Annotated in this window: 9 protein-coding genes; 2 read left to right on the top strand and 7 right to left on the bottom strand. The window is 73.2% G+C overall.

Features of this window, described 5'->3' with window-relative positions; translation table 11 throughout:
• Window positions 1-16: 16 nt before the first annotated feature.
• On the top strand, window positions 17-775 hold the full coding sequence (locus G9272_RS27535; protein WP_171399008.1) for a hypothetical protein: 759 nt from the start codon (window positions 17-19) through the stop codon (window positions 773-775).
• Between the two features lie 41 nt (window positions 776-816).
• Here G9272_RS27535 and G9272_RS27530 read toward each other — a convergent pair whose 3' ends face one another.
• Window positions 817-2,520, bottom strand: coding sequence for a cell division protein PerM (locus G9272_RS27530; RefSeq protein WP_253267961.1), 1,704 nt, complete (start codon window positions 2,518-2,520; stop codon window positions 817-819).
• A gap of 96 nt (window positions 2,521-2,616) precedes the next feature.
• On the opposite strand from G9272_RS27530, the gene G9272_RS27525 reads away from it, so the two are divergent.
• Window positions 2,617-3,768, top strand: a complete 1,152-nt coding sequence (locus G9272_RS27525) for a helix-turn-helix domain-containing protein (RefSeq protein ID WP_171399007.1) — start codon at window positions 2,617-2,619, stop codon at window positions 3,766-3,768.
• 91 nt (window positions 3,769-3,859) lie between these two features.
• Here G9272_RS27525 and sucD read toward each other — a convergent pair whose 3' ends face one another.
• The 6 genes from sucD to G9272_RS27495 all read right to left on the bottom strand — a co-directional run bounded on the left by sucD (window position 3,860) and on the right by G9272_RS27495 (window position 12,655).
• Window positions 3,860-4,747, bottom strand: a complete 888-nt coding sequence (gene sucD / locus G9272_RS27520; RefSeq protein WP_020131111.1) for a succinate--CoA ligase subunit alpha — start codon at window positions 4,745-4,747, stop codon at window positions 3,860-3,862.
• Window positions 4,748-4,768: 21 nt separating this feature from the next.
• Window positions 4,769-5,947 (bottom strand): ADP-forming succinate--CoA ligase subunit beta, encoded by a 1,179-nt coding sequence (gene sucC / locus G9272_RS27515; RefSeq protein ID WP_054242417.1) that lies wholly within the window; start codon window positions 5,945-5,947, stop codon window positions 4,769-4,771.
• A 581-nt stretch (window positions 5,948-6,528) separates the two neighbouring features.
• A complete protein-coding gene (locus tag G9272_RS27510) occupies window positions 6,529-7,476 on the bottom strand; it encodes a hypothetical protein (protein WP_171399006.1) in 948 nt (315 codons plus the stop codon).
• A gap of 64 nt (window positions 7,477-7,540) precedes the next feature.
• Entirely contained in the window at window positions 7,541-8,713 is a 1,173-nt protein-coding gene (locus tag G9272_RS27505; protein ID WP_171399005.1) for a VWA domain-containing protein, read from the bottom strand.
• On the bottom strand, window positions 8,710-11,400 hold the full coding sequence (locus G9272_RS27500; protein ID WP_171399004.1) for a DUF5682 family protein: 2,691 nt from the start codon (window positions 11,398-11,400) through the stop codon (window positions 8,710-8,712). The genes G9272_RS27505 and G9272_RS27500 overlap by 4 nt, the downstream gene beginning before the upstream one ends.
• A 112-nt stretch (window positions 11,401-11,512) precedes the next feature.
• Entirely contained in the window at window positions 11,513-12,655 is a 1,143-nt protein-coding gene (locus G9272_RS27495) for an ATP-binding protein (RefSeq protein WP_171399003.1), read from the bottom strand.
• Window positions 12,656-12,811 lie beyond the last annotated feature (156 nt).

Here is a 12,811-nt window from a genome sequence, read left to right as displayed (position 1 = left end):
GGAAGACGCCCACTTGATGCCGGACCGCAGTCTGCGACTCCTCACGCTCCCCCCGCAGTCACGGCAGGGAGGGGAGCGCGGCGCCGTGCTGCTGCGAGAGCGCCCAACCTCTCCCCCCGACGCCCCCTCGGGCGACAACTCGGGCGACAACACGCCCCCCGAGGACGACAATCCCTTCGCCCCGCCCCCCGAGGGCTCCCCGGACCGGCCCTGGCAGCCCCGACGCCCGGCGGGCGGCGCCCCCGAGGGCGGGCGCACACCGTGGGGCGGCCAGTGGAGCGACCAGCAGCCCGGCCGCTCCCCCGGCGGCTTCGGCGAGCGCCCCGGCGGCACCCCCGAGGGCGGCGGCCCCGGCACCGACCCCGCCAAGCGCTGGGATCCCACCGACCCCGCCCAGCGCCACGCGCGCTACGCGCTGCTCTGCGGCATGTGGGCCTTCTTCTTCGCGCTCTTCGGCTGGCCGTACGTGGCCCTGCTGCTCGGCGCGCTGGCCCTGAACTGGGGAATCAGCGCCCTGCGCGCCAAGCCCCGCACCCCCGACCCCGACGCCCCGCCCGCCCCGGAGCCCACCGGCCGCCCCCAGAAGACCGCCGCCGTCAGCGGCCTGGTCACCGCATCCCTGGCCCTGGCCCTGGTCGCCGCGAGCTTCACCGCGCAGCTGGTCTACAGCGACTACTACACCTGCACGAACGACGCCCTCACCAACGAGGCCAAACAGTCGTGCGACGACCTGCTCCCCAAGGAACTGAAAAACATCCTGGGCGCCAACGCCTGAGCTTTCGGGTAGGGGCGGCCGGGGCGTGATCCCTTCGACGGTCACCGACCCGCCCCGCCCCCCTCACTCCCCTCCGAACCTTCCGCCCCCTCGTCCTCCCTCATCTCCCGCATCTCCCGCAAGACCGTCCAACGATCCTCCAGAGTCACATCCGCATGCCACACCGGCTCCACGTGGTCCAAGGTGTCGATGGGATCCAGGAAGTCCAGGAGCTCCATCGGGTGGCCCACCGAGTCGAAAGGCTCGACCAGCTCCACCGGCGGCGCCAGGGGCGGCACAGAAGGCACCGGCGGTACCGATGGCGCCGGCGGTACTGGCGGTACCGCCGCGACGAATTCGGCCCGCGCCACGGCGTCGACGTGCCCCACCGGCGAGAAGTCATACAGCTCGGACCCCACCACCGAGCCGACGGCAGCGCCCGCCTTCCCCGCCCTGGGCCCCCAGCACCGCCACGCCCGCACCACCAGAGCCACCGGCACCCCCACCCCCACGATCCACAACACCACCGCGCCCCCCACCTGCCACCACACCGGCCCGAACCGAGCCAACGCGGACACCCCCAGCGGGCCGCCGGACAACCCCGCAAGCCCTCCCATCAGCACCCCGCACAACACCCCCGCCAGCACCACACCCCCCGCGGTCCGCCCGCGCGACCAGGCACCCCCGGACACGCCCCCGGCCCCTGCCCCCCGCGCCACGAACACCCCCACCGTCACTCCGGCGACCACCGGCACCACCCCCGCCGCCCAGTTCCACGGCGTCCCGCCCCCCGCCTCCGGCACCGCCGCCAGCAGCGGAAACGGCGGCATCATCGGCGCCGGGTCGGAGGACAACGGCGCCACCACATGTCCGGCGCCGAGGACGTACCCCGGCCCGAGGGCGTACGCCGCTCCCCACACCGCCGCGTTCGGAACCAGCGCCACACACAGCAACAGCACCGCGAACCGCCCCGACCAGCCCTCCGTCAGCTGGAGAAACGCCTCACGGGCCGCGCCGAGGTGCCACACCGAGGACACCGCCACCAGCGCCGCCCCACCCCCGAAGAGCACCGCCGCCCCGGCCCCCGCCGCCCGCCCGGCGACCCCGAGCCGCTCCCGCCCGTCCGCCCCGAGCAGCAGCCGCCGCACCCCGCGGGGCAGCACCAGCAGCGCGCTGTCGACAGGCCCGCGGGGACAGCCGTAGGCCGACCACACGCCCGCCCCGGCGGCCAGCACGGCGACCGCCGGCACGCACACCACCGTCCACGCCCACGAGGGCCGCAGCGCGCCACCGGTGGCGGCGTAGCAGGCGACGCCCGTCCCGACGGCGAGGTAGCCGAGCACGACGCCCGCCCAGGCCGTCCGGGCACTCACGAGCACCGCGCCCTCGTCGTCACCGCCGCCCCCGTCCACCGCGTCCCGCGCGGCGCGCCGCACCAGCCACACCGGCAGTACGAGCAGCAGCAGCGGGGTGACACCGACCGGCGCCGGGACCCCGGACAGCGTGTCGACGCGCACCAGTTCCGCGCCATGGGCCAGCAGCCACAGCGCGGCGGCGACATGCAGCGCGCCGTCCGGCCCGCTGTCGGGGTACGGCGAGCTGATCCACAGCACCATCACGAGCACGACGAACGAACCGAGTCCGAGCCCGGCCGCGAGCGCACCACTCAGGAGGCCGGCGGCCAGCCCGGAAGATCGGTCACGCATCCGGCTGAGCAGGGGCGACAACGACAGTCGGCGAGCGGTCATCTGGGTCACGCCCGTCATGCTCCCAACGACACGCGCTTTCCCGTCGTAACAGGCGAAGTTCCGTTGTGTCGCTCAATATACGTTTATGTACATTTCCGTGCGAAGGGTTCCCCTGTGACACAGAGCCCTGCCCCACTCCCCCCTCCCGAGCTGCGCCGACACCTGCGTGAGGCGGCCTCGCTGACGCAGGCTCAGGTCGCCGAGCGGGTGGGCGTCGCCCGGGAGACGGTGTGCGCGTGGGAGTCCGGGCGCACGACACCGCGCGGCCGCAGGCGGGAGGCGTACGCGACACTGCTGGCATCGCTGACCAAGGCGGACATGGTGACGAACACCCAGGAAGCAGCGCCCCCACCCCAGGTGACGGCGTGCCTGAACAGGAAGCCGGACCCCCTCCGAGCGGTATCGGCACCCACCCCCACCCCCACCCCGGTCGCGGTCTCCGTCCCGTCCCCCGAGACCGAGCCCGCCCCCCTGACGCCCGCTCAGGCCTTCGACGCCCTCTACGCCTTCTGCGCCCCCGCCCTCGTACGGCAGGCATACCTGCTCTCCGGCCGCCGCGAACTCGCTCGCGAATCGGTGGAGCGGGCGTTCCAACTGGCTTGGCAGCGCTGGCCCGAGGTGGCCGTGGACCGCGACCCGGCGGGCTGGGTGCGGGCGACGGCGTACGAACACGCGCTCTCCCCCTGGCACCGGTTCCGCCCCCGCTACCGCCACCCGGAGCCGCCTCCGGCCGACGCCGCCGACGGCGTGCTGCTGGACGTCCTGCTGACCCTCCCCGCGCCCTACCGCCGCACGCTTCTCCTCTACGACGGTGTCGGCCTCGACCTCCCGGAGACGGCGGCGGAGACGGAGGCGAGCACCCCCGCGGCGGCGAACCGGCTGCTGCACGCCCGTGAGGCGGTGGCCGCGCGGCTGCCCGAGCTGGCGAGCCCCGCCGCACTGCACCGGCGGCTGGCGGAGGTGGCGTCCGCCGAACGGCTGCGCGCGGCAGAGCCGACCACCGTGCGGGCGGGCAGCGAACAGCGAGCCCGCTTCTGGACCAGGGCGGCGATCGCGTTCACGGTCGCGATCATCAGCGCGACCGCACTGACCGTACGTACGGCCCCCGCCCGGTACGAGCCCGCGGTACCCCCCGGCGAGACGGTGCAGGGCGTCCCCCCGCGGTCGGCCCCCGGCACGCTCTCGGACGCGGAACTGGACCTGCGCGCCAAGCTGAGGTCCGAGATCCAGCACGGCCCGCAACGGCTGATCCCGCTGCCCGAGTGAACCCGGCCAGGACCGGCCCCCGCGCGGCCGGGAAACGCCGGTGGGCCCGCTCCCCCAAGGGGAACGGGCCCACCGGCACTCAGCCTGGAACTCAGCCGGCCGCGAGGATCTCGCGGGCCAGCTTCGCCGTCTCGGTCGGCGTCTTGCCGACCTTGACGCCGGCGGCCTCGAGGGCCTCCTGCTTCGCCTGGGCGGTGCCGGAGGAGCCGGAGACGATGGCGCCGGCGTGGCCCATGGTCTTGCCCTCGGGCGCCGTGAAGCCCGCGACGTAGCCGACGACCGGCTTCTTCACGTTGTCCTTGATGAAGGCCGCTGCCCGCTCCTCGGCGTCGCCGCCGATCTCACCGATCATGACGATCAGGTCGGTGTCGGGGTCGGCCTCGAACGCGGCGAGCGCGTCGATGTGCGTCGTACCGATGATCGGGTCGCCACCGATGCCGACGGCGGACGAGAAGCCGATGTCACGCAGCTCGTACATCATCTGGTAGGTCAGCGTGCCGGACTTCGAGACCAGACCGATGCGGCCCGGCTTCGTGATGTCGCCCGGGATGATGCCGGCGTTCGACTGGCCCGGGGTGATGAGACCGGGGCAGTTCGGGCCGATGATCCGGGTCTTGTTGCCCTGCGACACGGCGTACGCGTAGAACGCGGCCGAGTCGTGGACGGCGATGCCCTCGGTGATGACGACGGCCAGCGGGATCTCCGCGTCGATCGCCTCGACGACGGCGGCCTTCGCGAAGGCCGGCGGCACGAAGAGGACGGACACGTTGGCGCCCGTCTTCTCGATCGCCTCGGCGACCGTGCCGAAGACCGGGATCTCGGTGCCGTCGATGTCGACGGACGTGCCCGCCTTACGGGGGTTCACGCCACCGACGATGTTGGTGCCGTCCGCCAGCATGAGCTTGGTGTGCTTCATGCCCGTGGCACCGGTCATGCCCTGGACGATGACCTTGCTGTCCTTGTTCAGGAAGATAGCCATGGCTGTTCTGTCCCTCTTCCCTTACTTCGCAGCCGCGAGCTCGGCGGCCTTGTCGGCCGCGCCGTCCATGGTGTCCACACGCTGGACCAGCGGGTGGTTGGCGTCGGAGAGGATCTTGCGACCCAGCTCGGCGTTGTTGCCGTCGAGACGGACGACCAGCGGCTTGGTGACTTCCTCACCCTTGTCCGCGAGCAGCTGGAGCGCCTGGACGATGCCGTTGGCGACCTCGTCACAGGCGGTGATGCCACCGAAGACGTTGACGAAGACGGACTTGACGTCCGGGTCGCCGAGGATGATCTCCAGGCCGTTCGCCATGACGGCGGCGGAGGCGCCACCACCGATGTCGAGGAAGTTGGCGGGCTTGACCCCACCGTGCGCCTCACCGGCGTACGCGACGACGTCCAGGGTGCTCATGACGAGACCCGCGCCGTTGCCGATGATGCCGACCTCGCCGTCGAGCTTGACGTAGTTGAGGTTCTTCGCCTTCGCGGCGGCCTCGAGCGGGTTGGCCGACGCGTGGTCGACGAACTCCTCGTGTCCCGGCTGACGGAACTCGGCGTTCTCGTCCAGCGAGACCTTGCCGTCGAGGGCGATGACGTCGCCGGAGGCGACCTTCGCCAGCGGGTTGACCTCGACGAGGAGGGCGTCCTCCTCGATGAAGGTCTTCCACAGCGTCACGAGGACATTGGCGACCTTGTCGGCGACCTCGGCCGGGAAGTTCGCGGCCTCGACGATCTGGCGCGCGACCTCGGGGGTCACACCCACGTTGGCGTCGATCGGCGTCTTGGCGACGGCCTCGGGGCGGGTCTCCGCCACCTCCTCGATCTCCATGCCGCCCTCGACGGACGCGATGGAGAGGAAGGTGCGGTTGGCACGGTCGAGGAGGAAGGAGACGTAGTACTCCTCCAGGATCTCCGGGGCCGTCTCGGCGATCATCACCTTGTGGACCGTGTGGCCCTTGATGTCCATGCCGAGGATGTTGGTCGCGTGCTCGACCGCCTCGTCGGCGGTCGCGGCCAGCTTCACGCCGCCGGCCTTGCCACGCCCGCCGACCTTCACCTGGGCCTTGACGACGGACTTGCCACCGAGACGCTCGGTGGCTGCGCGGGCCGCCTCAGGCGTGTCGATGACTTCACCGGCCAGCACCGGTACATCGTGCTTGGCGAAGAGGTCCCTCGCCTGGTACTCGAACAGGTCCACGCGCTTCCGTCCCTATCAGTGATCTCGCGGTTCGTTGTCTGCGTGGGCGTGCCGCGAGGGCAACGTGACGTCCGCCGTCTGTCAGTCACAAGGGAGGCGCACACGGTGTCCGAGCGCGCGGCATGTCCGTCTCGCAGGTTATCCCTGCTTGCAGGAGGCCCCTAAATCGAGGGTCACACCTGAGCGGTGATACCTGTCACATGATGCCGGGATCACTGGCACCCGGTGCCGGATGTGAGGAGATCAGGAGGAGACGGGAAGGGCCTCACCGGGTTGGGGTTGACCCGGTGAGGCCCCTTGAGCAGCCCCTTGAGGGCACAGGGCGGTCGGTCCTCACCCCAATGAGGACCACTCGACCCCATCCGTGAGGTTTTGGTCGGACAAGCCGGTGGCTTTCGGCCGTCCGGGGGCCTGCCACCTCACGGAGTCAACCGGTCAGACGCGTGACGCGCTGCCGTAGTACGTGGTTTTCCCGCGCGATCCACGCGCAGCCCCGAATGCCGGAAGAGCCGTCGGCCAGGGAGAAGGCGCAGGCGCGAGGAGAGGAGCGATGGGAGGAGCGATGGGAGGAGCGACTGCCCCTAGCCGGGGAAGACCGGGATGTTCCGGTGCCTGTCCCGGGTACCGGCCGCCTCGGAGCGCACGGCGCTGAGGGCCACCAGTCGCAGCGGTACCCGGTGACACGGCGTGACGGCATGTGTGACGCCGTGCCGGGACGCACCGCCGTCGAGCACCGACGCACCGCCGCACAGCACGCCGTCACGGTCACCGGCGGGCCCACGGCGCACGGGCCCGGGAGCATGCGCAGGAGCGTTGACAGGAGCTTGACCGGTGCGGGCCGCCGCGACGCGGTGAATGACGCCGACCGAACCGCCGACGCCGGTACTCACCGGGCCGTACGACGCCGCATCCGCAGCCTCCGTCATGTCCGCCGCAGGAAGGGCCGGAAGGCTGGGGAGAGCCGGAAGGTCGGAAAGGGCAGGGAGGGCAGGGAGGGCAGGGAGGGCAGGGAGGGCAGGGAGGGCGGGAAGACTCGGGAGGTCGGGCAGACCGGTGATGTCGGGGAGCTTGGGAAGGTCTGCAAGCTCGGGAAGCGCCGGAAGGTCGGGCAGTTCGGGGAGGGCCGGCACGATGGGCAGTCTCGGCGACGACGAGGCGGGCAGCGGCACCTGCGCCGAGAGCCGCTCACGCTGCTCGCCCACGGCCGCCACCACGACATCACCGACCGCCGGAACCGAAGTCAGTCCCTCGACCTGGTCGGTCACCGCGGCCGGTGCGGACAGGGCCGGTGCGGACAGGGCCGGCGCAGACAGGGCCGGTGCAGACAGGGCCGGTGCAGACAGGGCCGGTGCAGACAGGGCCGGTGCAGACAGGCCCTCCGCCGCGTGTGCCTGTTCCCCGCAGAGAAACCCGAGCGCGAACAACCCGCCCACCAGGAGCGCCAGTTGCAGCACACGCCGCCCGGCCGCGCCACGCAGGACGCGCAGGACGCGCAGAGCGGCACCAGGCAGGGCGGTGGGCCAGGTCAAGGGGGGAGGTTCCTCCGTGCGGCGACGACGTGCCCCGATCCTTGCATGTGCGTCCCGCGTCGCGTCAGGCGGTGTCCGGCACGGGCAGCGGACGCTTCTCGATCGCCGCCGCCATGACGTCCGGGAACAGATCGGGCGTGCAGGCGAACGCCGGTGCGCCCAGCGCCGCGAGCGCCGCCGCGTGCTCCCGGTCGTAGGCGGGCGCCCCCTCGTCCGACAGCGCGAGCAGCGCGACGAACTGCACGCCGGACGCCTTCATCGCCGCGACGCGCTTGAGCATCTCGTCCCGTATACCTCCCTCGTACAGGTCGCTGATGAGCACCACCACCGTCTCGGCGGGCCGGGTGATCTGCGTCTGGCAGTACGCGAGCGCCCGGTTGATGTCCGTGCCGCCGCCGAGCCGGGTGCCGAACAGGACGTCCACCGGGTCGTCGAGCAGGTCGGTGAGATCGGCGACCGCCGTGTCGAAGACGACGAGCCGTGTGCTGATCGACCGCATCGACGCCAGTACCGCCCCGAAGACCGACGCGTACACCACCGACGACGCCATCGATCCCGACTGGTCGATGCAGAGGATCACCTCCTTCTTGACGGACCGCGACGCCCGCCCGTACCCGACGAGCCGCTCCGGCACGACCGTCCCGTACTCGGGCAGGTAGTGCTTGAGGTTGACGGCGATCGTGCGGTTCCAGTCGATGTCGTGATGGCGCGGACGGTGGACGCGCGTGCCGCGGTCGAGGGCGCCGGTGAGGGCGGCCCGGGTGCGGGTGGCGAGCCGTTTCTCCAGGTCCTCGACGACCTTGCGGACCACGCCCCGTGCCGTCTCCCTCGTCGTCTCCGGCATCGCCTTGTTCAGCGAGAGCAGCGTGCCGACGAGATGCACGTCGGCCTCCACCGCCTCCAGCATCTCCGGTTCCAGCAGCAGCGCGGACAGCCCCAGCCGGTCGATCGCGTCGCGCTGCATGACCTGTACGACGGAGGAGGGGAAGTACGTGCGGATGTCCCCGAGCCAGCGGGCCACCGACGGCGCCGAGGCCCCGAGCCCCGCCGAGCGGTCCCGCCCCGTCCGCGCCCCGCTCTCCTTCCCGTAGAGCGCGGCGAGCGCCCCGTCCATCTCGGCGTCCCGCCCGGAGAGCCCGTGGCCGGTGCCGTCGGCCGTGTCGCCCCCGAGCACCAGCCGCCAGCGCCGCAGCCGCTCCTGCCCGGCCTCGGTCGTCGCCGCGTCGGCCGTCGTCATGTACCCACCCCCGCAAACTCGTTGTCGTCGGCCATGCCAGGATCCGGCCCCGGCCCCGGTTCCGGTCCCAGGCCCAGGCCCAGGCCCAGCAGCAACCGCACCACCGGCAGGACGGCGTCCGCGCGCACCTCGTCGAGCGCTGCCGCGAACCCGGGTGTCCCGAAGTCCGTGCCCGGTCCGCCGGCCCGTTTCCCCAGGCCGCGCCGGACCAGCTCGCCGAGCGTTCTGCGCACGCCCGGTTCGTACGCCGAGAACGTCCGCCGCAGCAACGGCAGTACGTCCGTGAACGCGTCCGCCGGCACCGCCGTGAGCCATCCGTCGACCAGCCCGAGCAGCCGTTCGTCGTGCAGGAGGAGCAGTCCGCCCCCGGAGCCGCCCCCGACGAAGCCCTCGATCCAGGCGGCCGCGTCCGCCGGCGGTGTCCCCGGTGACAGGGCGAGCCCCATGAGCCGCGCCGCCTCGTCCTGGTCCAACTCCCCCTCGTCCAGGAGCAGCCGCACGGCCCGCCCTCTGATCACCCCCGGCACGGTGTCCCGCCCGGAGAGCACCCGCAGCACCCTCCGCCAGCGCGCCCGCAGACCGCCGTGGCCCGAGCGGAGCTCACCGCCGAGGCCCCGGCCGTCCGCTGTGGAGGCACCCGCCGGTTCCCCGCCCCCGCCCGTCTCCACGGCCCCGGCGCGGCCCCCCGCCGCCCCGGCCGGCGTCCCCTCCGCCGGCCCGGCTGCCGGCCCGGCCCCTGCCCCGGCCGCCGGCCCCGCCGCCGGCCCGGCCGGTGCGCCGGTCCGCCCCGGGGCCGTCGCCGTCTCCTCCAGCATCCCCACCGCTCCGTGCACCGCGTCCACATGGCGCCGCATCTCGTCCGCCGCGTCCGCGTCCAGCGAGGCGCAGGCCGGGGGGAGGCCGACGAAGACCCGTTCGGCGAGGCCCGCGGCCACCTCCGCCAGCGCACCGGTGTCGGTGCCGCGTACGTCGCCGTAGCGGAGCGAACGGACCAGCGCGGGCAGGGCCTGGGCGAGGTGGCCGACATCCGCGTCGAGGGCCGCCCGGTCGGCGAGGACCCGCATCACCGTCGGAAGCGCGTCCGGCAACCCGGCCAGGAGGCAGCGCTCGGCGAGCCCGGTCACCTCGGCGAGGCCCCGCGCGGCGACGGCGTCCGCTTCCGCCTTGGCGGTGGCCGCGGCGAGCACGGTCGTCCCCCACACCCCGGCCTCGGCGGTCCGCACCGACAGCTCCGGCTCCCACCGCAGCCGCCACGTCTCCCGGAACGTCCCCGTGCTGCCGGGCGAGGCGACCGGATCGCCCCACTCGATACGCAGCAGCCGCAGCCGGTGCAGGAGCCTGCTGCGCTCGGCGTCGTTCTCCTTGCGCAGGTCGAGCGCCAACTCGCGTGCGTCCGCCTCCGGCTTGAGCCGCAGTCGGCGCTGAACTCGGTCGAGGTCCCGCTCCAGCGGCACGGCGGGCGCGCCGGCCGGCACCTCCCCCAGGACGTCCCCGACCACCAGCCGGTCGCGGACCAGCGCCAACGGAACGTCCGAGCCCTCGCACAGCACCGCGCGCACGGCGTCGGTCGTCTCGCTCAGACCGGGCAGCGGCCGCCCGCGCAGCGCGGCGAGCGTCTCGGCCAGCCGGACCGCCTCGATGACATGCGCCGAGGACACGACCCGGTCCTCCGCGCGCAGCAGGACCGCCACCTTCGTCAGCCAGCGCTCGACCGGCCGGTCCGGCGCACCGAACAGGTGGGCGTACCAGCCCGGCGAGTCGATACCGGCGCCGTACCCCCCGGCGCGGGCCAGTCTGCGGTGGGTCCACGGCACCCAGGTCAGGTCGACCCTGACCTTGGGCAGCCCCTTGAGCAACGCGCGGTCGGCGGCGACGGCGACCTTCCGGCGCAGCGCGGGCACATGCCACGCCCCGCACACCACGGCCACCCCGTCCGATCCGAACTCCCTTTGCGCCGCCCGCACTTGGATGCGCATGTACGCCTCCCGCGCGAGTTCCCGGTCGTCGCCGTTCCCTCCCGCTTCGGTTGCGCCCGCCTCCCGCAGTGCCCCCATGGCCTCCTCGAGCGCGGCGAACGGCGCGAACGGGTCCTTCGCCCCCGTCGACCGGTGCTCGACGACGTCCTCCCACCAGCGCTCGGGATCGTCGTACCCGGCGACCGCGGCGAGCCGCCCGAGCGGGTCTCCCCGCACCCCCTCCCCGAAGCCGGGCGCGTCCTCCCCGCTCGTGCCCCCGTTCCCGCCCCCGTTCCCGCCCCCGTTCCCGCCCCCGCTCTCGCCCTCGTTCTGTCCCTCGGGTCGCGGCCCCTCCTTCTGGCCCTCCTTCTCCCAGGCCAGTGTGTGCGTGGCCGGGAGGTCGATGAAGCGGGCGGGGACGCCGTGCTCCAGGGCCCACCGGAGGGCGACCCATTCCGGGGAGAACTCGGCCAGCGGCCAGAAGGCCGAACGGCCGGGTTCGTCGACGGCGTGGGCGAGCAGCGCGACCGGCGGCCGCATGTCCTCGTCGGCGGCGAGCGGGATCAGCGCGTCGGCCTCGGGCGGCCCCTCGACCAGTACGGTCCGGGGCCGGGCGGCGTCCAGCGCCGCCCGTACCGCCCGCGCCGACCCCGGCCCGTGGTGACGCACCCCGAGCAGCAACGGCCGGCCCGCCCCCGCGCCCTGGCCGCCGCCCTCCGCGACGCCCGTCATCCCCTGGCCTCACGCCTGCGGGGCCACCTCGTGTCGTCGTCCACAGCCACCCTCCACGCTCCGCGGGCCCACGCCCGAATCTCCTCGTTCCCCTTGCTTGCGTCGCTCCCGTTCACGCGCTCACCTCCCGGCAGGCCCGGTAGAAGTCCGTCCAGCCGGCCCGTTCCCGGACGACCGCCTCCAGGTACTCCTGCCAGACGACCCGGTCGGCCGCCGGATCGCGGACGACGGCGCCGAGGATGCCCGCGGCCACGTCCCCCGCCCGCAGCACGCCGTCGCCGAAGTGCGCGGCCAGTGCGAGACCTCCGGTGACGACGGAGATGGCCTCGGCGGTGGACAGCGTGCCGCTCGGCGACTTCACCTTCGTACGGCCGTCGGAGGTGACGCCTGCGCGCAGTTCGCGGAAGACCGTCACCACCCGGCGGATCTCGTCGATACCGTCGGGAGCGGCCGGCAGGTCGAGGGAGCGGCCGATCTGGTCGACGCGCCGGGCGACGATGTCCACCTCGGCCTCGACGCTCTCGGGCAACGGCAGCACGACCGTGTTGAAGCGGCGGCGCAGGGCGCTGGACAGTTCGTTGACCCCGCGGTCGCGGTCGTTGGCCGTGGCGATGAGACTGAACCCGCGGACCGCCAGCACCTCCTGCCCCAACTCCGGTATCGGCAGTGTCTTCTCGGACAGAATGGTGATGAGGGTGTCCTGCACGTCGGCCGGCATCCGGGTCAGCTCCTCCACCCGCACCGTCGCCCCCTCCGCCATGGCCCGCATGACGGGGCTGGGCACCAGCGCGTCCCGGCTCGGCCCGTGCGCGAGCAGCTGCGCGTAGTTCCAGCCGTAGCGGATCGCCTCCTCCGGTGTGCCCGCGGTGCCCTGCACCAGCAGCGTCGAGTCACCGCTGACCGCCGCGGCCAGGTGTTCGGAGACCCAGGTCTTGGCGGTGCCCGGGACGCCGAGCAGCAGTAGGGCGCGGTCGGTGGCGAGGGTGGACACGGCGACCTCGACGATGCGGCGCGGGCCCACGTACTTCGGCGAGATCACCGTGCCGTCGGCGAGGACACCGCCGAGGAGATAGGTGGCAACGGCCCACGGCGACAGCTTCCAGCGGGCCGGGCGCGGGCGGTCGTCCTGCGCGGCCAGCGCGGCGAGTTCGTCGGCGAAGGCGTCCTCGGCGTGCGGACGCAATGCTTCCGCCGACTCGTTCCCACTCGGTTCCACGGACGTTGGATCTGCCGTCGGATCTACGGACACGGACATGGCTGAGGCCCCCTCCAGCTCGGCCGGTTCGGCATCTGGTGTCCACCGTGCACCACGCCACTGACAATGCGATCCGACCTGCGAAAACGTCCTTCCGGCCACCCGCGCAGGGCGGCCGCCGGACAGCCCGGCGGGCGCTCGCCGGACCGATTGTCA

Source organism: Streptomyces asoensis (assembly GCF_013085465.1).
In the GTDB taxonomy this organism is placed as follows: Bacteria; Actinomycetota; Actinomycetes; order Streptomycetales; family Streptomycetaceae; genus Streptomyces; species Streptomyces cacaoi_A.
The sequence above is the reverse complement of the archived record's forward strand: the minus strand, read 5'-3'. Positions and strand labels throughout refer to the sequence as shown.